This window comes from Burkholderia sp. Tr-862, from assembly GCF_011753085.1.
In the GTDB taxonomy this organism is placed as follows: Bacteria; Pseudomonadota; Gammaproteobacteria; order Burkholderiales; family Burkholderiaceae; genus Burkholderia; species Burkholderia ambifaria.
In genome coordinates this window covers 1-25,775 of the sequence record NZ_VWWG01000008.1, presented here as the reverse complement: position 1 = coordinate 25,775, position 25,775 = coordinate 1, and the positions used below count along the sequence as shown (strand labels likewise).

General features: G+C 67.3%; 25 protein-coding genes and 1 pseudogene. 13 read left to right on the top strand and 13 right to left on the bottom strand.

Annotated elements, in window-relative coordinates; translation table 11 throughout:
* Positions 1-3 precede the first annotated feature (3 nt).
* Positions 4-765 (bottom strand): response regulator transcription factor, encoded by a 762-nt coding sequence (locus tag F3J14_RS04735; RefSeq protein WP_166722026.1) that lies wholly within the window; start codon positions 763-765, stop codon positions 4-6.
* A gap of 171 nt (positions 766-936) precedes the next feature.
* Between F3J14_RS04735 and F3J14_RS04730 the strand changes: the two genes are divergently transcribed.
* From F3J14_RS04730 to F3J14_RS04715, 4 genes are read left to right on the top strand one after another with little or no spacing between them, the layout of a single operon-like run.
* Positions 937-1,212: a hypothetical protein gene (locus F3J14_RS04730; protein WP_006755625.1), complete on the top strand. Its 276-nt coding sequence runs from the start codon at positions 937-939 to the stop codon at positions 1,210-1,212.
* Positions 1,209-3,023: an aminopeptidase P family protein gene (locus tag F3J14_RS04725; RefSeq protein WP_166722025.1), complete on the top strand. Its 1,815-nt coding sequence runs from the start codon at positions 1,209-1,211 to the stop codon at positions 3,021-3,023. Before F3J14_RS04730 ends, F3J14_RS04725 begins: the two co-directional genes overlap by 4 nt.
* A 55-nt stretch (positions 3,024-3,078) precedes the next feature.
* Complete coding sequence (locus F3J14_RS04720) at positions 3,079-3,630, top strand: cysteine hydrolase family protein (RefSeq protein WP_166722024.1); 552 nt, start codon at positions 3,079-3,081, stop codon at positions 3,628-3,630.
* The gene (locus F3J14_RS04715) at positions 3,627-4,250 is read left to right on the top strand and encodes an HAD-IA family hydrolase (RefSeq protein ID WP_166722023.1); all 624 of its coding nucleotides are present in this window, start codon (positions 3,627-3,629) and stop codon (positions 4,248-4,250) included. The genes F3J14_RS04720 and F3J14_RS04715 overlap by 4 nt, the downstream gene beginning before the upstream one ends.
* A 128-nt stretch (positions 4,251-4,378) precedes the next feature.
* On the opposite strand, the gene ettA is transcribed toward F3J14_RS04715, so the two are convergent.
* The 3 genes from ettA to gcvA form a co-directional block, all read right to left on the bottom strand.
* Positions 4,379-6,046: an energy-dependent translational throttle protein EttA gene (gene ettA, locus F3J14_RS04710; protein ID WP_006752677.1), complete on the bottom strand. Its 1,668-nt coding sequence runs from the start codon at positions 6,044-6,046 to the stop codon at positions 4,379-4,381.
* A gap of 189 nt (positions 6,047-6,235) precedes the next feature.
* Complete coding sequence (locus F3J14_RS04705; RefSeq protein ID WP_006752678.1) at positions 6,236-6,544, bottom strand: DUF3761 domain-containing protein; 309 nt, start codon at positions 6,542-6,544, stop codon at positions 6,236-6,238.
* A gap of 96 nt (positions 6,545-6,640) precedes the next feature.
* Entirely contained in the window at positions 6,641-7,558 is a 918-nt protein-coding gene (gene gcvA / locus F3J14_RS04700; RefSeq protein ID WP_166722022.1) for a transcriptional regulator GcvA, read from the bottom strand.
* Between the two features lie 193 nt (positions 7,559-7,751).
* Between gcvA and F3J14_RS04695 the strand changes: the two genes are divergently transcribed.
* The 3 genes from F3J14_RS04695 (at position 7,752) to gabP (ending at position 11,323) form a co-directional block, all read left to right on the top strand.
* Complete coding sequence (locus F3J14_RS04695; protein WP_166722021.1) at positions 7,752-9,014, top strand: MFS transporter; 1,263 nt, start codon at positions 7,752-7,754, stop codon at positions 9,012-9,014.
* A gap of 104 nt (positions 9,015-9,118) precedes the next feature.
* Positions 9,119-9,463, top strand: a complete 345-nt coding sequence (locus tag F3J14_RS04690) for an MmcQ/YjbR family DNA-binding protein (RefSeq protein WP_166722020.1) — start codon at positions 9,119-9,121, stop codon at positions 9,461-9,463.
* Positions 9,464-9,931: 468 nt separating this feature from the next.
* Positions 9,932-11,323, top strand: a complete 1,392-nt coding sequence (gabP, locus tag F3J14_RS04685) for a GABA permease (protein WP_166722019.1) — start codon at positions 9,932-9,934, stop codon at positions 11,321-11,323.
* A gap of 166 nt (positions 11,324-11,489) precedes the next feature.
* Here the strand turns inward: gabP and ychF are convergent, their stop codons facing one another.
* The gene (gene ychF / locus F3J14_RS04680; protein ID WP_166722018.1) at positions 11,490-12,584 is read right to left on the bottom strand and encodes a redox-regulated ATPase YchF; all 1,095 of its coding nucleotides are present in this window, start codon (positions 12,582-12,584) and stop codon (positions 11,490-11,492) included.
* A gap of 248 nt (positions 12,585-12,832) precedes the next feature.
* Here ychF and F3J14_RS04675 point away from each other — a divergent pair, with 248 nt between their 5' ends.
* From F3J14_RS04675 to F3J14_RS04660, 4 genes are all read left to right on the top strand, one after another.
* Positions 12,833-14,011: a UbiH/UbiF family hydroxylase gene (locus F3J14_RS04675; protein WP_166722017.1), complete on the top strand. Its 1,179-nt coding sequence runs from the start codon at positions 12,833-12,835 to the stop codon at positions 14,009-14,011.
* A gap of 90 nt (positions 14,012-14,101) precedes the next feature.
* Complete coding sequence (locus F3J14_RS04670; RefSeq protein ID WP_166722016.1) at positions 14,102-14,830, top strand: DsbC family protein; 729 nt, start codon at positions 14,102-14,104, stop codon at positions 14,828-14,830.
* Between the two features lie 115 nt (positions 14,831-14,945).
* A complete protein-coding gene (locus F3J14_RS04665) occupies positions 14,946-16,745 on the top strand; it encodes a PDZ domain-containing protein (protein ID WP_166722015.1) in 1,800 nt (599 codons plus the stop codon).
* Positions 16,746-16,892: 147 nt separating this feature from the next.
* Positions 16,893-17,489, top strand: coding sequence for an NAD(P)H-dependent oxidoreductase (locus tag F3J14_RS04660; RefSeq protein WP_166722014.1), 597 nt, complete (start codon positions 16,893-16,895; stop codon positions 17,487-17,489).
* Between the two features lie 106 nt (positions 17,490-17,595).
* Here F3J14_RS04660 and F3J14_RS04655 read toward each other — a convergent pair whose 3' ends face one another.
* From F3J14_RS04655 to rpe, 8 genes are all read right to left on the bottom strand, one after another.
* Entirely contained in the window at positions 17,596-18,510 is a 915-nt protein-coding gene (locus F3J14_RS04655; protein ID WP_166722013.1) for a uracil-DNA glycosylase, read from the bottom strand.
* A 13-nt stretch (positions 18,511-18,523) separates the two neighbouring features.
* Positions 18,524-19,150 (bottom strand): CYTH domain-containing protein, encoded by a 627-nt coding sequence (locus F3J14_RS04650; protein ID WP_166722012.1) that lies wholly within the window; start codon positions 19,148-19,150, stop codon positions 18,524-18,526.
* A complete protein-coding gene (trpC, locus tag F3J14_RS04645; RefSeq protein ID WP_166722011.1) occupies positions 19,150-19,935 on the bottom strand; it encodes an indole-3-glycerol phosphate synthase TrpC in 786 nt (261 codons plus the stop codon). Before trpC ends, F3J14_RS04650 begins: the two co-directional genes overlap by 1 nt.
* A gap of 29 nt (positions 19,936-19,964) precedes the next feature.
* Positions 19,965-20,996 carry an anthranilate phosphoribosyltransferase gene (trpD, locus tag F3J14_RS04640; RefSeq protein WP_011655871.1) on the bottom strand — a complete coding sequence of 344 codons (1,032 nt, stop codon included), beginning with the start codon at positions 20,994-20,996 and terminating at the stop codon, positions 19,965-19,967.
* A 13-nt stretch (positions 20,997-21,009) separates the two neighbouring features.
* A complete protein-coding gene (locus tag F3J14_RS04635; RefSeq protein WP_166722010.1) occupies positions 21,010-21,609 on the bottom strand; it encodes an aminodeoxychorismate/anthranilate synthase component II in 600 nt (199 codons plus the stop codon).
* 13 nt (positions 21,610-21,622) lie between these two features.
* On the bottom strand, positions 21,623-23,116 hold the full coding sequence (gene trpE, locus F3J14_RS04630; RefSeq protein WP_166722009.1) for an anthranilate synthase component I: 1,494 nt from the start codon (positions 23,114-23,116) through the stop codon (positions 21,623-21,625).
* Between the two features lie 358 nt (positions 23,117-23,474).
* Positions 23,475-24,230 carry a phosphoglycolate phosphatase gene (locus F3J14_RS04625; protein ID WP_166722008.1) on the bottom strand — a complete coding sequence of 252 codons (756 nt, stop codon included), beginning with the start codon at positions 24,228-24,230 and terminating at the stop codon, positions 23,475-23,477.
* Positions 24,231-24,234: 4 nt separating this feature from the next.
* A complete protein-coding gene (rpe, locus tag F3J14_RS04620; protein WP_006752695.1) occupies positions 24,235-24,921 on the bottom strand; it encodes a ribulose-phosphate 3-epimerase in 687 nt (228 codons plus the stop codon).
* Between the two features lie 177 nt (positions 24,922-25,098).
* Between rpe and apaG the strand changes: the two genes are divergently transcribed.
* Together apaG and F3J14_RS35545 are read left to right on the top strand one after the other, a co-directional pair.
* Positions 25,099-25,473: a Co2+/Mg2+ efflux protein ApaG gene (apaG, locus tag F3J14_RS04615; RefSeq protein WP_166722007.1), complete on the top strand. Its 375-nt coding sequence runs from the start codon at positions 25,099-25,101 to the stop codon at positions 25,471-25,473.
* 78 nt (positions 25,474-25,551) lie between these two features.
* Positions 25,552-25,775, top strand: a pseudogene (locus tag F3J14_RS35545) (murein transglycosylase); the annotation flags it as partial.

Sequence of the window (25,775 nt, the reverse complement as noted above, 5' to 3'; positions counted from 1 at the left end):
ATATTATAGCGTTTCAGCGATTTCCTCACTCGCGGCATACCGGGCATCAGCGTGGCGTGGCCTCGAATTTGGGGGCTCGATCGGCACGCGGTCGAGCTGATAGCCGTAGCCGTAGAGCGGCAGAAGCCGGTAGCCGCGCTCCGGAAGCAGCTGCAGCTTGCTGCGCAGCCGGGACGCATGGGTGTCGAGCGTGCGCGACTTCATGTCGCGGCGGCGCGCCCAGACGGTTTCGAGGATATGGGCGCGCGATACGGGTCGCGACAGATTCGCGAACAGCAACTGCGCGAAGCGGAACTCCTTCGGCGTGAGCGCGACGACCGCGTCGCCGAAGCGCACGAGGCTGTGGGTCGCATCGAATGCGTATTCTCCGAACATCTCGCGTGAGCGATTCGGCGGCCGCCGGACCCCGGCGCGCCGACTCAGCGCATTGATCCGCGCAAGCAGCTCGGGCCCGCTCACCGGGCGCACGAGGCAGTCGTCGGCGCCCGCGTGCAGGCACGACACGACCTCGCTTTCGCGCGGCAACTGCATCACGGCGATGGCCGGCAGCCCGGGCAGGATCGCCTGCGCCCGCGGAATGACTTCCTCGGCGGGCTGATCGCCGGCCCAGTTGCCGGTGATCAGCATGTCGCAGGTATCGGTGGCGAGCCACTCGAAGAACGCCGCGCTGGACAGAAACGCGTGGCACACATGACCGCCGGCGAAGAGCAGGCGGTTCAGGAGCGCAGCATGACGCGCCTCCGGATCGATCAGGGCGATTCGCATGAGGATTTCTTCAATACGGCTGCCGGTGCGCGCTTGCCATAACGTCGGGTCGGCCCCTACACTCGAATGTTCGCGGCGCCCGGCTGGTCTCGGGTTCGATGGATGAATCGATGCTAGCCGCTGGCAACGTTCACGCCTATGGGACGAATCTGAATTTATAGAAGGCGTCGAATGAACTGGTTTGGAATCCTTGTCCTGGGAGCGGCCGTCGGGCTGTTCGGCCGGTGGCTGCATCCGATGCGGCGCACGGGCCGGCCGGCATGGTGGATCGTGGTGCTGGTCGGCATCGCAGGCGCCGCCGCCGCGCGTATGGCCGGCAACCTCTCTGGACTGTTTTACGATGGCGAAACGCTCGAATGGCCGGTCTGCACCGGTGTCGCGTTCCTCGCCGTAGCCGTGACGGTCGCCCTGTCGGCCCGTCGCGAAAGCGCTCAGGTGAAGTCATGAATGCCCGTCTCCCCGAAGTCTCGCCGGTGCCGGCCCGCCTCGCACTGCTGCGCGGCGCGATGGTCCGCGAGGATCTGGCCGCCTATCTCGTGCCGTCCGCCGATCCGCACCTGTCCGAGTACCTGCCCGAGCGCTGGCAGGCGCGCCGCTGGCTGTCCGGTTTCACGGGCTCGGTCGGCACGCTGGTCGTGACCGCGGATTTCGCGGGCTTGTGGGTCGACAGCCGTTACTGGGTTCAGGCCGAGGCCGAACTCGCCGGCACGGGCGTCCAGCTGATGAAGATGACGGGCGGGCAGCAGAGCGCGCCCCACGTCGACTGGCTCGCGCAGAACGTGCCGGCCGGTGCGACGGTCGGTGTCGACGGCGCCGTGCTCGGCGTCACGGCGGCACGCGCGCTGACGGCCGCGTTGAGCGCGCGCGGTATCGCGCTACGCACCGATCTCGACCTGCTCGACGCGATCTGGCCGGAGCGCCCGGGGCTGCCGGGCGACGCGGTGTTCGAGCACCTGGCGCCGCAGGCCGACACGACGCGCGCGAGCAAGCTCGCCGAAGTGCGCCGCGCGATGCAGGCGCAGGGCGCGCAATGGCATTTCGTGTCGACGCTCGACGATCTAGCGTGGCTGTTCAACCTGCGCGGCGCCGACGTCAACTTCAACCCCGTGTTCGTCGCGCACGCGCTGATCGGCGCCGATCGCGCGACGCTGTTCGTCGCCGACGGCAAGGTGTCGCCGGCGCTGGCCGCGTCGCTCGCGCGGGACGGCGTCGAGGTCCGTGCGTACGACGCCGTGCACGCGTCGCTCGCGGCGCTGCCCGACGGCGCGACGCTGCTGATCGATCCGCGCCGCGTGACGTTTGGCACGCTCGAGGCCGTGCCGGCCGGCGTGAAGCTGATCGAGGCAGTGAACCCGTCGACGTTCGCGAAGTCGCGCAAGACGTCCGCCGAGATCGAGCACGTGCGCGTGACGATGGAGCACGACGGCGCCGCGCTAGCCGAATTCTTCGCGTGGTTCGAGCAGGCGGTGAACCGCGAGACCGTCACCGAGCTGACGATCGACGAGAAGCTCACGGCCGCGCGCGCACGGCGCCCCGGCTACGTGTCGCCGAGCTTCGCTACGATCGCCGGCTTCAACGCGAACGGCGCGATGCCGCACTATCGCGCAACGCCCGAGTCGCACGCGACGATCGCCGGCGACGGCCTGCTGCTCGTCGATTCGGGCGGCCAGTACACGACCGGCACCACCGACATCACGCGCGTCGTGCCGGTCGGCACGCTCAGCGACCTGCAGCGCCGCGATTTCACGATCGTGCTGAGGTCGATGATGGCGCTGTCGCGCGCACGCTTCCCGCGCGGCGTCCGCTCGCCGATGCTCGATGCGATCGCGCGCGCGCCGATGTGGGCGGCCGGGCTCGACTACGGCCACGGCACCGGCCACGGCGTCGGCTATTTCCTGAACGTGCACGAGGGCCCGCAGGTCATCTCGCACTACGCGCCGGCCGAGCCGTACACGGCGATGGAAGAAGGGATGATCACGTCGATCGAGCCGGGCGTGTACCGGCCCGGTAAATGGGGCATCCGGATCGAGAACCTGGTCGTGAACCGCGCGGGCGGGCAGACCGAGTTCGGCGACTTCCTCGCGTTCGAGACGCTCACGTTGTGCCCGATCGACACGCGCTGCGTGCTGATCGAGATGCTGCATGAAGACGAGCGCGCGTGGCTGAACGCGTATCACGCGACCGTGCGCGAGCGTGTCGGCCGGCACGTGAGCGGCGACGCGAAGGCGTGGCTCGACGCGCGCACGCAGCCGATCTGACGCAACACGCGATACCGGCCGCAGGACGGCCGGACCATGACCGAGAGGGCAACCGATGGCAGACACCGCAGTGATCGTGATCGACATGCAGCGCGGGCTGGTGCAGCGCGCGCGGCCCGCGTACCGGCTCGACGACGTCGTGTCGGGCATCAACCGGCTGACGGCGGCGGCGCGCGCGGCACACGCGCCCGTATGCTTCGTGCAGCACGACGGCGATGCGGACGACGACATCGTGCCCGGCACGCCCGGCTGGGAACTGCATGAGGCGCTGATCGTCGGTCGCGCCGACTGGCGCATCCGCAAGCAGGTGAGCGATTCGTTCCACGACACGCCGCTCGCCGCGCAGCTCGACGGCCACGGAGTCCGTTCGGTGCTGATCTGCGGCTATGCGACCGAGTTCTGCGTCGATTCGGCCGCCCGCCGCGCGGCACTGCTCGGCTACCGGACGACCGTCGTCTCCGATCTACACACGACGAACGAGCGCACGCACCTGTCGGCCGCGCAGATCGTCGCGCATCATCACTTCGTCTGGGAAAACAATACGCTGTCGGGCAACGCGGTGCGGCCGCGTCCGCTCGCGGACGTGCTTGCAACGGAGTTCGCATGACGATCAAGGCCGTGGTGTTCGATTTCGGCGGCGTGCTGATCGACTGGAGCCCCGAATATCTGTACCGGCAACTGATTTCGGACGAAACCGAGCGTCGCTGGTTCCTCACGCACGTGTGCGCGATGGACTGGGTGATCCTCCAGGACGGCGGGCAGACGATCGACGAGGGAACGAGTGAGCTCGTCGCGAAGTTTCCGGAGCACGAGGCGCTGATCCGCGCGTTCTACGCACGCTGGCACGAGATGATCGGCGGCGTGCTCGACGAAGGCGCCGCGCTCGTCGACCGGCTCGACGCGCAGGGGATGCCGCTCTTCGGGTTGACCAACTGGTCCGCGCAGACCTTTCCGTATGCATGGGACAACTTCCCGGTGCTGCGGCGCTTCAAGGACATCGTCGTGTCGGGCCGCGTGAAGCTCGTGAAACCCGATCCGGCGATCTATCGCGAAATGCACGCGCGGATCGATCCGCATCTGCCGGGCATCGCGCCGCACGAACTCGTGTTCATCGACGACAACGCGAAGAACGCGGCGGCCGCGACGGCACTCGGCTGGCATGGCATTCATCACACGAGCGCGGCAGCGACCGAGGCGCGCCTGCGTGAGCTGGGCGCGCTCGCGTAGGCGGCCGAACGACAGCCGGATAAAAAAAGCGGGCCAGCGGCCCGCTTTTTCGTTTTGCCGATCCGGCGGCGGCCGCTTTTGGCACCGGCCCCGCGTTGCCGCAGTGCCGGGTGCCCGGGCCGCGCCGTTCAGCGGCTGATGGGCTTGTAGCGCAGGCGCTTCGGCTTCGCGGCTTCCTCGCCGAGGCGTGCACGCTTGTCGGCTTCGTATTCCTGGTAGTTGCCGTCGAAGAACGTGACCTGCGAATCGCCTTCGAACGCGAGGATGTGCGTCGCGATCCGGTCGAGGAACCAGCGATCGTGCGAGATCACCATCACCGAGCCCGCGAACTCGAGCAGCGCGTCTTCCAGCGCGCGCAGCGTTTCGACGTCGAGGTCGTTCGACGGTTCGTCGAGCAGCAGCACGTTGCCGCCGGAGATCAGGGTCTTCGCGAGGTGCAGGCGGCCGCGCTCACCGCCGGACAGGTTGCCGACGATCTTCTGCTGATCGCCGCCCTTGAAGTTGAAGCGGCCGATGTACGCACGCGACGGCGTTTCGTACTTGCCGACCGTCAGCACGTCGGCGCCGCCCGAGATTTCCTCGAACACCGTCTTCGAGCCGTCGAGCGCGTCGCGGCTCTGGTCGACATACGCGAGCTTCACGGTCGGGCCCATCACGACTTCGCCCGAATCCGGTTGTTCCTTGCCGGTCAGCATCCGGAACAGCGTCGACTTGCCGGCGCCGTTCGGGCCGATGATGCCGACGATCGCGCCGGCGGGGATCTTCAGGTTCAGGTTGTCGATCAGCAGGCGGTCGCCGAACGCCTTGCTGACGTTCTTGAACTCGATCACTTCATTGCCGAGGCGGTCGCCGACCGGGATGAAGATTTCCTGCGTTTCGTTGCGCTTCTGGTATTCCTGGCTATTCAGCTCCTCGAAGCGCGCGATACGGGCCTTCGACTTCGCCTGGCGACCCTTCGGGTTCTGGCGCACCCACTCCAGTTCCTTCTTGATCGCCTTCTGACGCGCCGATTCCGATGCTTCTTCCTGCTTCAGGCGTTCTTCCTTCTGGTCGAGCCAGCTGCTGTAGTTGCCCTTCCAAGGAATGCCGTGGCCACGGTCGAGTTCGAGAATCCACTCGGCTGCGTTGTCGAGGAAGTAGCGATCGTGCGTGACGGCGACGACGGTGCCCGGGAAGCGCACCAGGAACTGCTCGAGCCAGTCGACCGATTCGGCGTCGAGGTGGTTGGTCGGTTCGTCGAGCAGCAGCATGTCCGGCTTCTCGAGCAGCAGCTTGCACAGCGCGACGCGGCGCTTTTCGCCGCCCGACAGGTGCTCGATCTTCGCGTCCCACGCGGGCAGGCGCAGCGCGTCGGCGGCCACTTCGAGCTGCTGCTCCGGGCTGCCGCCGTCGCTCGACGCGAGGATCGCTTCGTATTTCGCCTGCTCGGCCGCGAGCGCGTCGAAGTCGGCGTCCGGCTCCGCATACGCGGCGTAGATTTCCTCGAGCTTCTTGTTCGCCTGGAACAGGTCGCCGAGGCCTTCCTCGACGGCTTCGCGCACCGTCTTCGTCGGGTCGAGCTGCGGTTCCTGCGGCAGGTAGCCGATGTTCAGGTTCGGCATCGGCGTCGCTTCGCCTTCGATGTCCTTGTCGACGCCCGCCATGATGCGGATCAGCGTCGATTTGCCCGAGCCGTTCAGGCCGAGCACGCCGATCTTCGCGCCGGGAAAGAACGACAGCGAGATGTCCTTCAGGATCTGGCGCTTGGGCGGCACGATTTTGCCGACCCGGTTCATCGTGAAAACGTATTGGGCCATTTGGGTGTGAAAGTCAGAAAGGGTTGAGACTGCCTCGCAGCGCCTGGGCATGCGTGGCGTCGGGGGATTCGGTACGGAGCGTGCCGCGCGGGGCGCGGCGGTGTCGCCGCGGGTTGGCGGCGCGAGTGCGTATTGTACTTCGCCGCCGGCTGCCGCTGACACCGCGCCGGCCATTCGGCCGACCCGCGTTCACAGCCACGCGGCGACGCCGCCATGCCCCGAACAGGTGCCGCGCCGATGGCGGCTGAAGCTGTACGTGCCGTCGCGGCAGCGCGCGCTCGCGCCCTCGGGCACGCGGCCCGATTTCGAATGGGCCGGCGCATGGACGGTGTCGCCGTCGCGATTACGGTACGTGTCGTGCCGGTCGAGGTCGGCTTCGTTGCCGTAGCCGGGCGACGCGCGATACGCGTGCGCCGCAGGCGGCACGGCGGCGCACGCGGCGAACAGCGCGGCGGACAGGGTCGCGATGCGCATCGCGCGGCGGAGCTGGGCAGGCATGGTCTCTCTCCGGATGTTGTTATCTGCTGTCGATCCCGGGCCGCATGTTAGCCGATCGGCCGAAGATCGGTGCCGCTGCGCCGAGGCGCGGCGACGCTACGCCGCGCCGGTCATCGATGCCGCGCCGTCGGCTTGCGCGGCCTCGAGAATCCACCGGCGGAACGCCGCGACTTTCGTACGTTCCGCGTGATGCGGCGGGTAGACGAGGTAGTACGCGAAGTCGTCGAGCCACGCGATGTCGGCAAGCTGCACGAGCCGGCCGCTCGCGAGCTCGTTGCGCACCATCGCCGCCGGCAGGAGGCCCGCACCCTGGCCGGCGAGAATCGCCTGCAGCAACAGGCCGGAATCGTCGAACGCGGGGCCGCGCGGCGGACCGAAATCGTCGATCCGCTGCGCGTCGAACCAGATGTGCCAGCCCTTGCGCTCGGCGTCGTGCAGATGCGGCCATCCGGCCAGGTCGGCGGGGGTGGCCGGCATGCCCAGCCGCGCGACGAGTGCCGGTGCCGCAAGCGCGACGATCTCCACCGTCAGCAGCCGTTCGCTGCACAGCCCGACGTAACGGCCGAGACCGTGGCGGATCGCGACGTCGACGCCGTCACGCGAGAAATCGGCGAGTGCATGGCTCGTGGCGATCTGCAGGTCGATGTCCGGGCACGCGTCCCGGAACTGCGCGAGGCGCGGCACGAGCCACGCGGACGCGAAAAACGGCGTGACGCTCACCGTCAGCACGCCGCTGTCGGCGGCTCCCGACACGCGTTGCGACGCGTCGGCGATCTGCCGGAACGCGTTGCGCACGGGCGGCAGGTAGTCGCGGCCCGCGGCGGTCAGCAGGATGCCGCGGTTCACGCGCTCGAACAGCTCCACGCCGAGGTGGCGCTCGAGCGTGCGGATCATCTGGCTCACCGCGCCGGGCGTGACCGACAGCTCTTGCGCCGCGGATTTCACCGACAGGTGGCGGGCCGCCGCCTCGAACGCACGTAGCGCGTTGAGGGGCGGCAGGCGGGAACGGTTCATTCAGTTTTTCTAAAGCGAAAGGCCGACGAAATATCGTTTGAGGCAATGGGTCCGCGCGAGTACCGTTGTCGCATAGGATCGCATTCGTCGCGACTGACTTGCGGCGACCGATGCGATCAACATAGTTCAACTATATCCATGAGGCAATCCGGGCGCCGCGCGGCGTCCGGCGGAACCTGGGAGGAGCATCGTCATGAGCGGCCCGCGCCCATCGCGCGTCTTCTACGGCTGGTATGTGGTGGCGGCCGCGTTCGCCGTCACGTTCGTCGGCTTCGGCAGTGCGTACACGTTCAGCGCGTTCGTCGAATCGCTGCAGCGGGATTTCGCCGCGTCGCGCGGGCAGATCTCGCTCGTGTTCTCGCTGGCCGGCTTCCTGTATTTCGGCTTCGGCATCGTCAGCGGCCCGCTTGCCGATCGCTTCGGCTCCCGACGGCTCGCCGTCGCCGGCATGTTGCTGACGGCCGCCGGTCTGGCTGCAGCCGGTGCCGCGCATACGCTGCTGCAGGTCTATGTCGCGTACGGGCTCGGTGTCGGCGTCGGCGTCGGCTGCGCGTATGTGCCGGCCGTCGGTGCCGTGCAACGCTGGTTCGTGCGGCGGCGCGGCTTCGCGTCGGGGCTCGCGGTTGCAGGGATCGGCGTCGGCACGCTGGTGATGCCGCCGCTCGCGTCCGCGCTGATCGCGCACGTCGGCTGGCGAGGCGCGTATGTCACGTTGGCGGCGCTCGCGGTGGTGGTGGGCGCGGGCATGTCGCTGCTGATCGAGAACGACCCGCGCGGGCGCGGCTTGCTGCCCGACGGCGATGTGGCGCGTACGCAAGCGGGCGATGCGCTGCCGGGTGCCGCGTCATCGGTTCCGGCCGGTGCGACCGTGCGCGAGGCCGTCGCGTCGCGGCCGTTCGCGAGCCTCTACGCGGCGTGTCTCGTGTGCTCGTTCGGTGTCTTCGTGCCGTTCGTGCACCTCGTGCCGTACGCGCTCGATCATGGCGTCGCGCCGTCGACGGCCGTGCTGCTGCTCGGCGCGATCGGCGTCGGCAGCACGGCAGGGCGGTTCTTCCTCGGCGGCCTCGCCGATCGCTTCGGCCGCCGCGCGTCGCTGCTCGCGATGTTCGCGGGCATGGCCGTCGCGCTCGTTGCGTGGGCCGGCGCCGGGAGCGTCGCGACGCTCGCCGCGTTCGCACTCGTGTTCGGCGTGTTCTACGGCGGCTGGGTCGCCGTGCTGCCCGCCGTCGTGATGGACTACTTCGGCGGCCGCAACGTGAGCGCGATCATAGGCGTGCTATACACGAGCGTTGCGTTCGGCACGCTGATCGGGCCCGCCGCGGCCGGTTTCATCTACGACGCGGGCGGCGGTTATCTCGTGCCGATCCTGGCCAGCGCGGCCGCCAATGCGATCGCGTTCGCGATCGTCGCCACCACCGGACGCGCGCCACTGACGGCGCGCGCGGCCGGCCGCTAGGCACGCGTCGCCGGCCGCGCGGCCTGACACCTCGCGGCTAGGCGTCGTTCACGATTTCCGCTACGGTGTGCGGGGCGTCGATCATCGGCGGACGGAGGCGCATCGTGACATTCGACGAAGTTCGGCGGATCGCGCTGGCATGGCGCGGTGTCGAGGAGGGCACGTCGTACGGCACGCCCGCGCTCAAGGTGAAGGGCAAGATGCTCGCGCGCCTGCGCGAGGACGGCGACACGCTCGTCGTGAAGGGCGTCGGCCCCGACGAGCGCGCGTGGCTGATCGAATCGGAGCCCGACGTGTATTACGTGACCGACCACTACGCGGGCTGGCCCATCGTGCTGGTGCGCCTGTCGGCCGCGCATCCCGACGCCGTGAAAAATCTGCTTCTGCGAGAATGGCGGGCGATCGTCCCGGCCAAATGGCGGGACGAAGGGCCGCGCGACGCGAACTGAGCATCCGGCGCGGCGCCCGCGCGGCGAACGAACCTCTTCGACGGATCGGGGCCGCCGCGATGCCGAGGGCGGCATCGCCTTCGGTTGCCCGCTCCGACGACGCGCCAAGCGGACGCCGAACCGGAGCAAGCGTTGCATCGATTCACATCGATGCAACAAGTGGTTCCATCGAAATTCTTCAATTGGTTCTTAGTGAAGAACCGTTTGATGCTTACACTCGTTCGCTTCGAAGGCGGCTGACCGACAGCCGACGGAAAGGGCGCACGCGATGCGCCGGCATCCTCGCGTGCCGCATCGCACCCGCAGCTTCGCAGACTGCGTCGCGCACCGACCGAACCAGGCTCGATCCGGCTTCCTGCCCGCATGCCGCGCACGCGCGGCGGGCTGCCGGGTTCAACAACGACAACTCCCCACGCCGCCTTCACGAGACCCCCGGTCGTACCGGAATCGTTTTTTGGAGAGAGACATATGAGTGGAAGCAACACAGGCCTCGGCACGGGCCTGAAGCAGCGTCACGTGACGATGATGTCGATTGCCGGCGTCATCGGTGCGGGCTTGTTCGTCGGCTCCGGCCACGCCATCGCCGAGGCCGGCCCGGCATCGATCCTCGCGTATGCGATCGCGGGCCTGCTGGTCGTGCTGGTGATGCGCATGCTCGGCGAGATGGCCGTCGCGCATCCGGACAGCGGTTCGTTCTCGACCTATGCCGATCGCGCGATCGGCCACTGGGCAGGCTTCACCATCGGCTGGCTGTACTGGTGGTTCTGGGTGCTCGTGATCCCGATCGAGGCGACGGCCGCCGCGACCATTCTCAATGCGTGGTTCCCGGGCGTCGCGACCTGGATCTTCGCGCTCGGCATCACGCTGCTGCTGACGATCACCAACCTCTTCTCGGTCAAGAACTACGGCGAATTCGAATTCTGGTTCGCGCTGATCAAGGTCGTCGCGATCGTCGTGTTCCTGTGCATCGGCGGTGCGGCGATCGTCGGCATCGTTCCTGCCCCGGCCGTGTCGGGCGTGTCGAACCTGTTTGCGCATGACGGCTTCATGCCGCACGGCGCCGGCGCGGTGCTCGCGGCGATGCTGACGACGATGTTCTCGTTCCTCGGCACCGAGATCGTGACGATCGCGGCCGCCGAATCGGATAACCCGCAACGCCAGATCGTGCGTGCGACGAACTCGGTGATCTGGCGGATCACGCTGTTCTATCTTGGCTCGATCCTCGTCGTCGCGGCCATCGTGCCGTGGAACGATCCGCTGCTGCCGAAGCACGGCTCGTATCAGCGCGCGATGGAGCTGATCGGCGTTCCGAACGCGAAGGCGATCATCGACGTGATCGTGCTCGTGTCGGTCGCGAGCTGCCTGAATTCCGCGCTTTACACCGCCTCGCGGATGCTGTTCTCGCTGTCCAGGCGCAAGGACGCGCCCGCGTTCCTGCACCGTACCGACTCGACCGGCACGCCGCGTGCGGCCGTGCTCGCATCGACGGCGTTCGGTTTCCTGACCGTGATCGCCAACTACCTGATGCCGGAACAGGTGTTCGGCTTCCTGCTGGCGACGTCGGGTGCGATCGCGCTGCTCGTGTATCTCGTGATCGCGATCTCGCAGCTGCGGATGCGCAAGACGCTCGAATCGGGCGGCGCCGACCTGACGCTGCGGATGTGGCTGTTCCCGTGGCTCACGTGGGCGGTGATCCTGTTCATTTGCGGCACGCTGACCGTGATGTTCGTCAGCGAGGAACACCGGATGGAAGTGGGTGCGACGGCCGTGCTCGCGTTGCTCGTGCTGTTTGCCGCGTGGCTGAACAAGCGGGGGCGCGATGCGCGGGCAGGGGCGGGGCGGCGGGTGTCGGCGACCTGATGAACCGACGATCCGAAGGCGGGCAGGGTCCTCGCCTTCGGCTCGCTCGGCAGGCACCGTGATGAAAAATGGGCCGATTGGCGTTTGCCAATCGGCCCATTCGCTTTTCGTGCCGGATGCGCATTATGCGACGCCGTGCATATTGCACAGCATCGCCATTCGCGTATCAGACGTTGAACAGGAAGTTCATCACATCCCCGTCGTGCACGACATATTCCTTCCCTTCCGCGCGCATCTTGCCGGCTTCCTTCGCACCCTGTTCGCCCTTGTACGAGACGAAGTCGTCGAAGGCGATCGTCTGCGCGCGGATGAAGCCGCGCTCGAAGTCGGTGTGGATCACGCCGGCCGCTTGGGGCGCCGTGTCGCCGATGTGGATCGTCCACGCGCGCACTTCCTTCACGCCCGCGGTGAAGTAGGTCTGCAGGCCGAGCAGCTTGAAGCCCGCGCGAATCACGCGGTCGAGGCCCGGCTCTTCCATGCCCATGTCGGCGAGGAACGCTTCCTTGTCCGCATCGTCGAGATCGGCGATTTCCGCCTCGATCGCCGCGCACACCGCGACCACCGGCGAATTCTCGCTTTCCGCGTACTTGCGCACCACTTCGAGGTGCGGGTTGTTCTCGAAGCCGTCGTCCTTCACGTTCGCGACGTACATCGCCGGCTTCGCGGTGATCAGGCAGAACGGCTTGAGCAGCGCCTGCTCGTCGTCCGACAGGTCGAGGCCGCGCACGGCCTTGCCCTGGTCGAGGTGCGCGCGCACCTTCTCGAGCACCGCGGCGAGCTTCACCGCTTCCTTGTCGTTGCCCGACTTCGCGGCCTTCGAGTAGCGCGTGAGCGCCTTCTCGACGGTGCCGAGGTCGGCGAGCGCGAGCTCGGTGTTGATCACTTCGATGTCGTCGATCGGGCTGACCTTGCCGGCGACGTGGATGACGTTGTCGTCCTCGAAGCAGCGCACGACGTGCGTGATCGCATCGGTTTCGCGGATGTTCGCGAGGAACTGGTTGCCGAGGCCTTCACCCTTGCTCGCGCCCGCGACGAGGCCGGCGATGTCGACGAATTCGACGACGGCCGGCACGACGCGCTCGGGCTTGACGATTTCGGACAGCGCCTTCAGGCGCGCGTCGGGCACTTCGACGATGCCGACGTTCGGCTCGATCGTGCAGAACGGGTAGTTCTCGGCGGCGATGCCGGCCTTGGTCAGCGCATTGAACAGGGTGGACTTGCCGACGTTGGGCAAGCCGACGATGCCGCATTTGAGGCTCATGGAATCCTTCGGACCGGTGAGGCGGCGCGGCCGGACAAAGCGCGGCGGCGCGGGAAAAATAGGGACGGCCGGCGCCTGGAGTGCGGCGGGCCGATGTTCGAAGGCGCTATTGTACCGTGCCGACGCCCCGGTTTCCGGCCTTCCCCCGAACGCCCGATGCGACGGGCCGCCGCGCTGCCGGGCCGGCCCGCGATTCTGCTGATTTCCCGCAAAGTCCGGCCGCGTAAGGGATTGGCCCCGCGGCTATAATGCCCGCCATGACTGCCCACCACACCTTCGACGTCGCCGTGGTCGGCGGCGGGCTCGTCGGCAAGACCGCCGCGCTCGCGCTGACCCAGTCCGGCTACAAGACTGCCTTGCTCGCCCAGCCGGCTGCGCCGCGCCCCGCCGATCTCGCGTTCGACACGCGCATCTACGCGCTGTCGTCCAGCTCGCAGGCCTTGCTGGAGCGGCTGCGGGTCTGGCAGGCGCTCGACCATGGCCGGCTCGCGCCGGTCTACGACATGCGTGTGTACGGCGATGCGCAGGCGGAACTGCATTTCTCCGCCTATCAGGCGTCCGTTCCGCAGCTCGCCTGGATCGCCGAATCGTCGCTGATCGAGACGTCGCTCGACGCCGCGCTGCGGTTCCAGCCGAACCTCACATGGTTCGATGCGCGCGCGCAAGGCTTCGACGTGCGCGACGACGCGGCCGTGCTCACGCTGTCGTCGGGGCAAGTGCTCGAAGCGGACCTCGTGGTCGGCGCGGACGGCGCGCATTCCTGGGTGCGCTCCCAAATGGGGGCAAGGATCGAGCGGCGCGATTACCGTCAGACGGGCGTCGTCGCGAACTTCAAGGCATCGCTCCCGCACCGCGAGACCGCCACCCAATGGTTCCGCGACGGCGAGATCGTCGCGCTGCTGCCGCTGCCGGACGGCCATGTGTCGCTCGTGTGGTCCGCGCACACCGCGCACGCGGACGAACTGCTCGCGCTCGATCCTGCGCAACTCGCGGCCGAAGTCGAGCGCGTGTCGCACGGGCAGCTCGGCACGCTCGAATGCGTGACGCCGGCCGCCGGTTTCCCGCTCGCGCTGCAGACCGTCGACAAGCTGATCGCCCCGCGCGTCGCGCTCGTCGGCGATGCCGCACACCTGATCCACCCGCTCGCGGGGCAGGGGATGAATCTCGGGTTGCGCGACGTCGCGGCGCTGGCGGATGCGATCGCGAACAAGGAGCGCTTCCGCAACCTCGGCGACACGGTGCTGCTGCGCCGCTACGAGCGTTCGCGCCGCGAGGACATCCGCGCGCTGATGGTCGCGACCGACGGGCTGCAGCGGCTGTTCGCGGTGCCCGGCTCGTTCGCGAAGGCGGTGCGCAACGCGGGGATGGCGTTCGTCGGCGCGCAACCGCTCGTGAAGCGCTGGCTCGTGTCGGCCGCGCTCGGCTGATCGAACCTTCGCGCGCCCGGCCTGTCGGACAGGGTTCCGTTACGGCGTACACTGTGACGTGCACTCCGATTGAGCTGAAGGAACAACAGGATGAAAAAAACGATCCGCATCGCATCGCTGGCGCTGGCCGTCACGATGGCGACGCTCGGCTGCACCGCGCAGGCCGACCAAACCACCGACAAGTTGAAAGCCACGCTGCAAGCGCGTCTGGGCAGCGATGCGCCGATCAAGAGCGTGTCGAAAGCGCCGGTCGCGGGCCTGTACGAAGTGAACCTCGGCACGCAGATCATCTATAGCGATGCGGCCGGCGACTACGTGCTGCTCGGCGATCTCGTCGACACCAAGACGCACAAGAACCTGACCGACGCGCGCCTGTCCGACCTGAACAAGATCGACTTCGCGAGCCTGCCGCTCGCGAACGCGATCAAAGTCGTCAAGGGCAACGGCGCACGCAAGATCGCGGTGTTCTCCGATCCGAACTGCCCGTACTGCAAGCGGCTCGAGACGACGCTTCAGTCGGTCGACAACGTGACCGTCTACACGTTCCTGTACCCGGTGCTGTCGCCCGATTCGACCACGAAGTCGAAGGCGATCTGGTGCGCGACCGACCGTGCGAAAAGCTGGGAGGGCTGGATGCTCGACCATCGCGCACCGTCCGGCGCCGGCAACTGCGATACGAGCGCGCTCGACAAGAACCTCGCGCTCGGCCGCGGGATGAACGTCACGGGCACACCGACGATCTTCCTGCCCGACGGCCGTCGCCTGCCGGGCGCGGTATCGGCCGATCAGCTGAATCAGGCGCTCGCGTCGAACAAGTAACCGACCGACACGCCGGGCCGCATGGCCCGGCCAGCGAGGGGCGCCCGCGATATCTGCCGGCGCCTCTCTTCGTTTCCGCCGCCATATTCCGTCCGATTTTCGACCGATTGCCACGATGACCCAGCCGATCCGTTATTCGATTGCCCCGAAAGATCTTGCCGCGCACCTGTTCGAAGTGTCGGTGACGGTCACCGATCCCGATCCCGAAGGCCAGCGCTTCTCGCTGCCGGTATGGATTCCCGGCAGCTACCTCGTGCGCGAGTTCGCGCGCAACATCGTGACGCTTGCCGCGTTCAACGACGCGGGCCGCAAGGTGCGGATCGCAAAAACCGACAAGAACACGTGGCAGGCTGCGCCGGTGAACGGCACGCTGACGCTGCGTTACGACGTGTACGCGTGGGATCTGTCGGTCCGCTCTGCGTATCTCGACGAATCGGGCGGCTTCTTCAATGCGACGGCCGTGTTCCTGAGCGTCGCCGGTCGCGAGGATGCCCCGTGCGAAGTCGACATCGCGAAACCGGCGGGCGCGGCGTTCCGCACGTGGCGCGTCGGTACGTCGCTGCCCGAGGCGCGCGGCACCAAGCGCTACGGGTTCGGCGCATATCGGGCCTCGAACTATGACGAGCTCACCGACCATCCGGTGACGATCGGCGAATTCGCGCTGGCGACGTTCGACGCGCACGGCGTGCCGCACGACATCGTGATCGCCGGGCGCGTGACGCAGCTCGACATGGAACGGCTGCGCGCCGACCTGAAGTGCGTGTGCGAAGCGCAGATCGCGCTGTTCGAGCCGAAATCGAAGAAGGCGCCGATGGACCGCTACGTGTTCATGACGCTCGCGGTCAGCGACGGCTACGGCGGCCTCGAGCACCGTGCGTCGACCGCGCTGATCTGCAACCGCACCGACCTGCCGGTGAAGGGCCGACCGGAAACGGCGGAAGGCTATCGCACCTATCTCGGCCTGTGCAGCCACGAGTATTTCCACACGTGGAACGTGAAGCGCATCAAGCCGGCCGCGTTCGTGCCGTACGACCTCGCGCGGGAGAACTACACGTCGCTGCTGTGGCTGTTCGAGGGCTTCACGTCGTATTACGACGACCTGATGCTCGTGCGCAGCGAGCTGATGTCGCAGGACGAATATTTTGCGGCGCTCGGCCGTACCGTCGGCGGCGTGCTGCGCGGCACGGGGCGCCTGAAGCAAAGCGTCGCGGACAGCTCGTTCGACGCGTGGATCAAGTATTACCGCCAGGACGAGAACGCGACCAACGCGATCGTCAGCTATTACACGAAGGGTTCGCTCGTCGCGCTCGCGTTCGATCTCGCGATCCGCGCGCAGACGCGCGACCGCAAGTCGCTGGACGACGTGATGCGTCTGCTGTGGCAGCGCTACGGCCGCGAGTTCTATCGCGGCAAGCAGGCGGGCGTCGAGGAAAACGAGGTCGAGGCGCTGATCGAGGAAGCGACGGGCGTGGCACTCGGCCGACTATTCGCCGACGCCGTGCACGGCACGCGCGACCTGCCGCTCGCCGAACTGCTCGCGCCGTTCGGCGTGACGCTCGCGCCCGAGGTTGCGCCTGGCGCGGCCGCGAAACCGACGATCGGCGCGCGCCTGCGCGGCGGTGCGGACTGCACGCTGGCGGCGGTGTACGAAGGCGGCGGCGCGCATCGCGCGGGGCTGTCGGCCGGCGACACGCTGATCGCGCTCGACGGGCTGCGCGTCACCGGCACGAATCTCGACACGCTGCTCGCGCGCTACCGCCCGGGCGACAAGGTCGAGGTGCACGCATTCCGCCGCGACGAACTGCGGACCGCGAAACTGAAGCTGGACGGGCCTGAAGTCATGCGCTACCGGCTCACGGCGGCCGCGAAACCGGCCGCCGCGCGCAAGTCCCGGGAAATCTGGCTGAAGGGCTGATCCAGCACGAGCGGCTTTAGGGGCGCGACCATCGATTGTTCTGCTGCTGCAACAATCCGTCGCCCCTGAGCCGCTTTTTCGCGACGATGCGGCCACGCACAATGGCGTCACTCGCGCTACCGAAGCGCAGCCCAACTGGAGCCTGACATGACGACCATTCTGCAAATCAATTCCGCGGCGCGCTCGCAAGGTGCGCAATCCACGCTGCTGGCCAACGAACTGACGGCAAAGCTGCAACAATCGAACGCCGGTGCGAAGGTCGTGGTTCGCGACCTGCTGGCCAACGGGCTGCCGCACCTCGACGAATCGGTACTGGGCGCATTTTTCACGCCGGCCGAGCAGCGCAGCGCGGAACAGAATGCGATCGTCGCGAAGAGCGATGCGCTGATCGCCGAACTGCAAGCCGCCGACATCATCGTGATCGGTGCGCCGATGTACAACTTTGGCGTCTCGTCGCAACTGAAGACGTATTTCGACTGGATCGCCCGCGCAGGCGTCACGTTCCGCTACACCGAGAACGGTCCGGAAGGGCTGATCAAGGGCAAGAAGGTTTACGTGGTGACGGCGCGCGGCGGCAAGTACGCCGGTACGCCGAACGACAGCCAGACGCCGTTCCTGCGTACGTTCCTCGGTTTCATCGGCTTGACCGACGTGAGCTTCATCCACGCGGAAGGCCTGAACCTCGGGCCGGATTCGCAGAGCGCGGCACTCGCCAGCGCACGCGAAGCGATCGCTGCCGCGTAAGGCCCGCGCGGGTGCATCGCACCCGCGTTGCGTCGCCGCATGAAAGAACGCCGCGTCCCGAAAGGGCGCGGCGTTCTTGCGTGGTGCGGGTAAAAGCGGAACGCGATTACGCGAGCGTTTCGGCCACCTCAGGCAGGCGCCAGTCGACCGGCTCGCGGCCCGCTTCGACGAGATAGTCGTTCGCGAGCGCGAAGTGGCGGCAACCGAGGAAGCCGCGGTGTGCGGACAGCGGTGACGGATGCGGCGCCTCGAGCACACAGTGCGCGCTCGCATCGAACAGCGCGCGCTTCGCCTGCGCGTGCGCGCCCCACAGCATGAACACGAGCCCGCGATGGCGGTTGGCCAGTTCACGGATCAGCGTGTCCGTGCATTGCTCCCAGCCGCGCTTCGCGTGGCTCGCAGCCGCGCCGCGCTCGACCGTCAGCACGGTGTTGAGCAACAGCACGCCCTGGCGCGCCCAGGTGTCGAGGCAGCCGTGACGCGGCGTGTCATGACCGAAATTCGCGGCGATTTCCTTGAAGATGTTGCGCAGCGACGGCGGCGTGCGGACGGCCGGCGGCACCGAGAACGCCAGGCCGTGCGCCTGCGGTGTGCCGCGGTCGTCGCCGTGATAAGGGTCCTGGCCGAGGATCACGATCTTCACGTCGTCCGGGCTCGTCAGGCGCAGCGCGCGGAACACGTCGGTCGGGTAGACCGTCTTGCCGGCTGCGCGTTCATCGTCGACGAAGCGGCACAGCGGCGCATACGCATCGCTGTCGGTGAACGGTTTCAACACGTCGCGCCAGACGGCCGGCAGCGCGTCGAACTGTGCGGCGAGGTGTGGGACGTTCGCGACAACGGGGCGCGCGGGCTGCGGCGCGGCGGAAACCGGGGCGGCCGCCGCGGCCTTCCTTGCGGGTTTACGCCCGGCTGCGGCCGGCGCGGGCGCCGTGGCGGAAACATCGTCCTGCGCCGTTTCCGGCACGGGATCGTCGAACAGCGACGCCTGCTGCGGCGTGCGGAGAGTCTTGCGGGTTGCCATGCGTGATGCGTGTTTATTGCGCGCGCAGCCGATAGCCGCGCTGCGCCTTGCTGATGTTTTCGGGGGCGAGGCCCGGCAGCGCCTGCTGCAGTTCGGCGGCGAGCGTCGCGAGCGCCGCTTCCGGGCCGTCGATCAGTTCGAGTTCGATTTCGCTGATCGGTTCGCGGCGCGTATCGTTTTCCGTCTGGACGACGATCTCGCCGACGTCGACCGCGGCCTCGACGGTTGCACCGCCGATTGCGATGCGCCACAGCGTACGCGAAAAATCCGTCCGGAACAGCGTATGCAGCGCCGGCGCCGCGTCGCGCAATGCGGCGGCAGCGTCCGGCACGTCGCACGCGGCGACGAGCGCATCGATTTCGAGCGCATCGCCGGCAACGGGCAACTCCCATTCGTGGCGACTATGCAGGCCGTCTTGCGCGCTGCCGACCGTCTTGAAGGTCTGCAGCCAGCCATGCGGCGTGCGGCGCACGCGCACCGCGCTCTTCGAGCGGGCCAGCGCGAGTTCGGGTGTGTCGTAGTAGACGTTCGCGAGCGTGATGACGTCGCCGTCTTCGCCGGTCAGCGTCGCGAAAAAGCGCCGCGCGGCATCGGCCTGACCGGCCGGCAGCGCGAGCTTGATTTCCGTTTCGATCGCCATCAGAAGAACATCCGCGCGAGTTCCTCGCCCGGCTGCTCGGCGCGCATGAACGCTTCGCCGACGAGGAACGCGTTCACGTTCGCCGCGCGCATCGTGTCGACGTCGGTGCGCGACAGGATGCCGGACTCGGTCACGACCATCCGTTCCGGCGGAATCATGTCGAGCATGTCGAGCGTGGTCTGGATCGTCGTCTCGAATGTGCGCAGGTTGCGGTTGTTGATGCCGAGCAGCGGTGTCTTCAGCGTCAGCGCCTGTTCCATCTCGTCGCGGTCGTGGACTTCGACCAGCACCGCGAGGCCGAGCGAGTGCGCATACGCCTCGAGGTCCTGCATCAGCGGCGTGTCGAGCGCGGCCGCGATCAGGAGGATCGCGTCGGCGCCCATCGCGCGCGCTTCGAGGATCTGGTACGCGTCGACGATGAAGTCCTTGCGCAGCACCGGCAGCGTGCAGGCCGCGCGCGCTTCCTCGAGGTAGCGGACGCTGCCCTGGAAGAACTGCTCGTCGGTCAGCACCGACAGGCACGCAGCGCCGTGGGCCGCATACGAGCGCGCGATGTCGGCCGGCACGAAATGCTCGCGCAGCACGCCCTTCGACGGGCTCGCCTTCTTCACTTCGGCGATCACCGCTGCGTTGCCGGCCGCTTGCTTCGCGCGCAGTGCGCTGACGAAGTCGCGCAGGTCGCGCGCCGATGCGTCCAGTTTCAGTGCCTCGAGCGGCGTACTGCGCATGGCCGCCGCGACTTCTTCGCGCTTGACGGCGATGATTCGGTCGAGAATGTCGCTCATGTGGGTTCCTGCTTGATTCGTAAGGGGAGTCAGCGCTTGAACTGCTGCGTGAAGCGCACGAGTTCGTCGACCTTCGCGCGCGCCTTGCCGCTCGCGATCGCTTCGCGGGCGAGCTGGATGCCGTCCGCGATCGATTCGGCGATATTGGCCGCGTAGAGCGCGGTGCCCGCGTTCAGTGTGACGATTTCGCGCGCGACGCCCGGCTGGTTGTCCAGCGCGCCGAGCAGCATCGTGCGCGATTCCTCGGCATTTTCCACCTTCAGCGTGCGGTTCGACACCATCTGCAGGCCGAAGTCCTCCGGATGGATCTCGTACTCGTGCACCTTGCCGTCGCGCAATTCGCCGACGAGCGTCGCGGCGCCGAGCGACACTTCATCCATCCCGTCCTTGCCGTACACGACCAGCACGTGCTGCGCGCCCAGACGCTGCATCACGCGCACCTGGATGCCGACGAGGTCGGGGTGGAACACGCCCATCAGCTGGTTCGGCGCGCCGGCCGGATTGGTCAGCGGGCCGAGAATGTTGAAGATCGTCCGCACGCCCAGCTCGCGGCGCACGGCCGCGATGTTCTTCATCGCCGGGTGGTGGTTCGGCGCGAACATGAAGCCCATGCCGGTTTCGGCGATCGACGCGGCAACCTGGTCGGGCTGCAGGTCGATGTTCACGCCGAGCGCGTCGAGCACGTCGGCGCTGCCGGACTTGCTCGACACGCCGCGGTTGCCGTGCTTCGCGACCTTCGCGCCGGCCGCTGCCGCGATGAACATCGACGCGGTCGAGATGTTGAACGTGTGCGAGCCGTCGCCGCCCGTGCCGACGATGTCGACGAAGTTCGAGTTGTCCTGCACCTCGACGTGATTCGCGAATTCGCGCATCACGGTCGCGGCGGCGGCGATCTCGCCGATCGTCTCCTTCTTCACGCGCAGCCCGGTGATGATCGCGGCCGCCATCACGGGCGACATGTCGCCGCGCATGATGAGCCGCATCAGGTGCAGCATCTCGTCGTGGAAGATTTCGCGGTGCTCGATCGTGCGCTGCAGCGCTTCCTGCGGGGTAATCGTCATCGTGCGTCTCCCGTCAGGCGGCCGGCGCAGCCGCGTGGGCCGCTGCGCGATTCTGCTTCAGGAAATTCTCGAGCAGCGCATGGCCGTGTTCGGAGAGGATCGATTCGGGGTGGAACTGCACGCCTTCGATCGGCAGCGTCTTGTGGCGCACGCCCATGATCTCGCCGTCGTCCGTCCACGCGGACACCTCGAGGCAGTCGGGCAGCGACTCGCGTTCGATCGCGAGCGAGTGGTAGCGCGTGACGTCGAAATGCTTCGGCAGGTCGGCGAACACGCCGTGGCAGTCGGTTTCGATCCGGCTCACCTTGCCGTGCATGATGGTCTTCGCGCGCACCACGCGGCCGCCGAACGCTTCGCCGATCGCCTGGTGGCCGAGGCAGACACCGAGAATCGGCTTCTTGCCCGCGAATTCGCGCAGCACGTCGAGCGTGATGCCCGCGTGTTGCGGGTTGCTCGGGCCGGGCGACAGGCAGATGGTGTCGGGATTCAGGCGCGCGATGTCGTCGAGCGTGATTTCGTCGTTGCGGTACGTGTGCACGTCCTCGCCCAGTTCGCCGAAGTACTGGACCAGGTTGTAGGTGAACGAGTCGTAGTTGTCGATCATGAGCAGCATGGTCAGTCTCCGGTCAGAAGTCGCTATCGAGGCCGTCCTGGACCTGTTCCGCCGCACGCAGCACCGCGCGCGCCTTGTTTTCGGTCTCTTGCCATTCGGATTCGGGCACCGAGTCGGCGACGACGCCGGCCGCCGCCTGCACATACAGGTTGCCGTTGTGGATCAGGCCCGTGCGGATCGCGATCGCGAGATCCATTTCGCCCGAGAACGACAGGTAGCCGACGGCGCCGCCGTACAGCCCGCGCTTGACCGGCTCGAGTTCGTCGATCAGTTCCATCGCGCGCACCTTCGGCGCGCCGGACAGCGTGCCGGCCGGGAACGTCGCGCGCAGCACGTCGTAGTTCGTCATGCCGGGCTTCAGCTTGCCTTCGACCGAGCTGACGATGTGCTGCACGTGCGAGTACTTCTCGATCACCATCTTGTCGGTAACCTGCACCGAGCCGATCTGCGCGATGCGGCCGACGTCGTTGCGCGCGAGGTCGATCAGCATCACGTGCTCGGCGATTTCCTTCGGATCGTTCAGCAGTTCGGTCGCGAGTTCCGCGTCGCGTTCGGGCGTGTTGCCGCGCGGGCGCGTGCCGGCGAGCGGACGGATCGTGACGATCTGGTCTTCGCCGCGCTTTTCCTGGCGCACCAGGATTTCCGGCGACGCGCCGACCACGTGGAAATCGCCGAAGTTGTAGTAATACATGTACGGCGACGGATTCAGCGAGCGCAGCGCGCGATACAGCGACAGCGGATTGTCGCGGTACGGTTTCGTCAGCCGCTGGCCAACCTGGATTTGCATCAGCTCGCCGGCCGCGATGTATTCCTTCGCCTGGCGCACGGCGGCCAGATAGTCTTCCTTCTTGAATTCGCGGAACGTCTCGGTGCGCACGCTCGCCGACGTGACGGGCGGCTGCACGGTCGTGCGCAGGCGCTGCTTCAGCTCGCGCAGGCGTTGCTTCGCCTTCGTATAAGCCTCGGGCTGGGCCGGATCCGCATAGATGATCAGGTAGAGCTTGCCGGCGAGGTTGTCGATCACCGCGACTTCTTCGGTGAGCAGCAGCTGGATGTCGGGCAGGCCGAGATCGTCGCGCGGCGCGGTGTTCGCGAGCTTCTTCTCGATGTAGCGCACCGCGTCGTAGCCGAAATAGCCGGCGAGGCCGCCACAGAAGCGCGGCAGGCCCGGGCGCTGCGCGACCTTGAAGCGCGCCTGGAACGACTCGATGAATTCGAACGGGTCGCCGTCGTGCGTCTCGACGACCTGGCCGTCGCGCACCACTTCGGACACGCCGTTGCGGGTGCGCACCAGCGTGCGTGCAGGCAGGCCAATGAACGAATAGCGGCCGAAGCGTTCGCCGCCGACCACCGACTCGAGCAGGAACGAGTTGGCGCCCGCACGTTCAGGCTGGGCCAGCTTCAGGTAGAGGGACAGCGGTGTTTCGAGGTCGGCGAGCGCTTCCGCGATCAGCGGGATACGGTTGTAGCCTTCGTTCGCGAGCGATTGGAATTCGAGTTCGGTCATGTTCCGGTCCTGTTCGGGACGAGCGGCGGCGTGCGCCAGGGATCACTTGACGCTGCGGGGGCTGCCGTCGGCGAAAGGGCGGTCGATCGAGAAGTGCCTGTTGCCGGCCGGCATTCCGGGCGTGAGCGTCGCGAGCCTGCGGCCGATCCTGAACGCAAGCGTTCGGGCGCGGTAGAACTCGAGGTGGTGCGACGATCGGCGCGCGGATGCGCAGCGAGATAAAAAACGGCGCTGAAGACGTGCCTCAGCGTACCTCATCGAAGAGGTTAGCGCGACCAGCGACGCCAGGGCCAGGCTCCCCGGTCGATGCTGCTCAGACTCCGTTTTTTATTCAGAAACATGCGGATGGAAGAAATAATCAGATGGTTGGCCGGCCGGCGTTGTGCGCGGTGATCGCGCGTGCTGCGACCAGCAACGAATCGACTATACCATCCGAATTTATCGTTTGTATAGCCTTGCCGTGGTTGTACCCGTACGGCACCGTCAGCGTCGCCATGCCGGCCGCACGGCCCGCCAATGCGTCGTTTTCCGAGTCGCCGATCGCGACCGCCGCGTCCGGCGCGACGCCGAGCGCGTCGCAGGCTGTCAGCATCGGCAGTGGATCAGGCTTCTTGCGCGCGACGCTGTCGCCGCCGAGCACGATGCCGAAGCGATCGATCAGCCCGTATTGCTCGAGCAGCTCGACCGCGAAGCGATGCGGCTTGTTCGTCACGCACGCGAGCCGGATGCCGGCCGCTCGCAACGCATCGAGGCCGGCCGCGACCTCGGGATAGAGGCGCGTGTGACGGCCGTTGATCTTTGCGTATTCGGTTTGATAGATCGCGAGGGCGTCGTCGAAGCGCGCGTGCGCTTCGTCGGGCGTGAAGCGCGGCTTCAGCACGCTCTGGATCAGATGCTCGGAGCCCTTGCCGACGTAGCCGATCACCTCGTCGCGTGACGTGGCCGGCGCGCCGAGCTGCGCGAGCATTCCGTTCAGCCCGGCCGTGAAATCGTCGGCCGTATCGACCATCGTGCCGTCGAGGTCGATCAGCGCCGCGTCGATGCGCGGCGCCGCGAAACGGATCGGGCCGTCGGCTTCGGCCGGTGCCCGACCCGCCAGCGAGGAATCGGCCACGGCGTCAGCTCCGCTCGACGGTGGCGAGCGCGGCGCGCATTTCGTCGATCACCGTGCGGTAGTCGGGCTTGCCGAAGATCGCCGAACCCGCGACGAAGGTGTCCGCGCCGGCTGCCGCGATTTCCGCGATGTTGTCGGCCTTCACGCCGCCGTCCACCTCGAGCAGGATCTCGCGGCCGGTGCGCTCGGTGTACGCGTCGATGCGGGCACGCGCTTCACGCAGCTTGTTCAGCGTTTCCGGAATGAACGACTGGCCGCCGAAGCCGGGGTTCACCGACATCAGCAGCACGAAGTCGAGGCGGTCCATCACGTGGTCGAGATAGTTCAGCGGCGTGGCCGGATTGAACACGAGGCCGGCCTTGCAGCCGTGATCGCGGATCAGCGACAGCGTCCGGTCGATGTGGTCCGAGCCTTCCGGGTGGAAGCTGATCAGGTTCGCGCCGGCTTTCGCGAAATCGGGCACGATCCGGTCGACCGGGCGCACCATCAGATGCACGTCGATCGGCACCTGCACGTGCGGGCGGATCGCCTCGCAGACGAGCGGGCCGATCGTCAGGTTCGGCACATAATGGTTGTCCATCACGTCGAAGTGAATCCAGTCGGCGCCGGCGGCGACCACGTTGCGGACTTCTTCGCCGAGCCGAGCAAAGTCGGCCGACAGGATGCTGGGAGCGATGCGGAATTGAGTCATGACAGGGGAGCGGGGACGCTGCGGCGCAAAACCGCCATTCTACCGTCCGGCGACCCCGTGCGCGGCGACAGGCCGTGCGGTTGCGGCCCGATTCCGCATAGAATGCCGAACCAATGCGGCGCGCCCGCGGCTTGGCCGCTCGAGTTGGCGCGGGCGCTTACCTACAGCGGAAACATCATGAGTCAGTATCAGTTCACCGTTTCGGTGAAAACCAGTTACTTGCCGGAACAATCCGACCCCGATCGACGTCAATACGCATTCGCGTACACGCTGACCATCCGCAATACCGGGCAGGTCGCGGCGCAGCTGATCGCGCGTCACTGGATCATCACGGACAGCGAGAACCACGTGCAGGAAGTGAAGGGGCTCGGCGTCGTCGGGCACCAGCCGCTGCTGCAGCCGGGCGAACACTTCGAATACACGAGCTGGGCCGTGATCGCGACGCCGGTCGGCACGATGCGCGGCGCGTACTTCTGCGTGGCGGAGGATGGCGAGCGGTTCGACGCGCCGGTCGACGAATTTGCGCTGCACATGCCGCGCACGCTGCATTGAGCGTGCGAGGGCGGTCAGCGCGGCTGGCGGTCGTTGCTGCGGGCGTGCTTCTTCCTGCCCGACGACGTCCACACGACGATGAAGATCAGCAGGGCGAGCGCTACGAAAGCTTCGAGCGCGAAGATGAGCATCGGATATTGGTCGAGAAAATCTGACATGGCGGTTTCCATCAAGAACGGACATTGTATGTGGTTTGGGCCCCGGCTGGCCGGCTGGGTTGCGGCGGCCGCGACGGCCGCACTGCTTGCCGCGTGCGGCGGCGCGCCGACGCGGACGTCGACGCTCAAGCCGCCGACCGGCGC

Coding starts and splice junctions, on each gene's coding strand:
- F3J14_RS04675 (WP_166722017.1), top strand. CDS start 12,833: ATGCCCGCCATGACTGCCCACCACACCTTCGACGTCGCCGTGGTCGGC.
- gabP (WP_166722019.1), top strand. CDS start 9,932: ATGAGTGGAAGCAACACAGGCCTCGGCACGGGCCTGAAGCAGCGTCAC.
- F3J14_RS04735 (WP_166722026.1), bottom strand. CDS start 765: ATGCGAATCGCCCTGATCGATCCGGAGGCGCGTCATGCTGCGCTCCTG.
- trpD (WP_011655871.1), bottom strand. CDS start 20,996: ATGACGATTACCCCGCAGGAAGCGCTGCAGCGCACGATCGAGCACCGC.
- ettA (WP_006752677.1), bottom strand. CDS start 6,046: ATGGCCCAATACGTTTTCACGATGAACCGGGTCGGCAAAATCGTGCCG.
- F3J14_RS04695 (WP_166722021.1), top strand. CDS start 7,752: ATGAGCGGCCCGCGCCCATCGCGCGTCTTCTACGGCTGGTATGTGGTG.
- F3J14_RS04650 (WP_166722012.1), bottom strand. CDS start 19,150: ATGGCGATCGAAACGGAAATCAAGCTCGCGCTGCCGGCCGGTCAGGCC.
- F3J14_RS04730 (WP_006755625.1), top strand. CDS start 937: ATGAACTGGTTTGGAATCCTTGTCCTGGGAGCGGCCGTCGGGCTGTTC.
- trpC (WP_166722011.1), bottom strand. CDS start 19,935: ATGAGCGACATTCTCGACCGAATCATCGCCGTCAAGCGCGAAGAAGTC.
- F3J14_RS04665 (WP_166722015.1), top strand. CDS start 14,946: ATGACCCAGCCGATCCGTTATTCGATTGCCCCGAAAGATCTTGCCGCG.
- rpe (WP_006752695.1), bottom strand. CDS start 24,921: ATGACTCAATTCCGCATCGCTCCCAGCATCCTGTCGGCCGACTTTGCT.
- trpE (WP_166722009.1), bottom strand. CDS start 23,116: ATGACCGAACTCGAATTCCAATCGCTCGCGAACGAAGGCTACAACCGT.
- ychF (WP_166722018.1), bottom strand. CDS start 12,584: ATGAGCCTCAAATGCGGCATCGTCGGCTTGCCCAACGTCGGCAAGTCC.
- gcvA (WP_166722022.1), bottom strand. CDS start 7,558: ATGAACCGTTCCCGCCTGCCGCCCCTCAACGCGCTACGTGCGTTCGAG.
- F3J14_RS04725 (WP_166722025.1), top strand. CDS start 1,209: ATGAATGCCCGTCTCCCCGAAGTCTCGCCGGTGCCGGCCCGCCTCGCA.
- apaG (WP_166722007.1), top strand. CDS start 25,099: ATGAGTCAGTATCAGTTCACCGTTTCGGTGAAAACCAGTTACTTGCCG.
- F3J14_RS04705 (WP_006752678.1), bottom strand. CDS start 6,544: ATGCCTGCCCAGCTCCGCCGCGCGATGCGCATCGCGACCCTGTCCGCC.
- F3J14_RS04655 (WP_166722013.1), bottom strand. CDS start 18,510: ATGGCAACCCGCAAGACTCTCCGCACGCCGCAGCAGGCGTCGCTGTTC.
- F3J14_RS04660 (WP_166722014.1), top strand. CDS start 16,893: ATGACGACCATTCTGCAAATCAATTCCGCGGCGCGCTCGCAAGGTGCG.
- F3J14_RS04715 (WP_166722023.1), top strand. CDS start 3,627: ATGACGATCAAGGCCGTGGTGTTCGATTTCGGCGGCGTGCTGATCGAC.
- F3J14_RS04635 (WP_166722010.1), bottom strand. CDS start 21,609: ATGCTGCTCATGATCGACAACTACGACTCGTTCACCTACAACCTGGTC.
- F3J14_RS04720 (WP_166722024.1), top strand. CDS start 3,079: ATGGCAGACACCGCAGTGATCGTGATCGACATGCAGCGCGGGCTGGTG.
- F3J14_RS04670 (WP_166722016.1), top strand. CDS start 14,102: ATGAAAAAAACGATCCGCATCGCATCGCTGGCGCTGGCCGTCACGATG.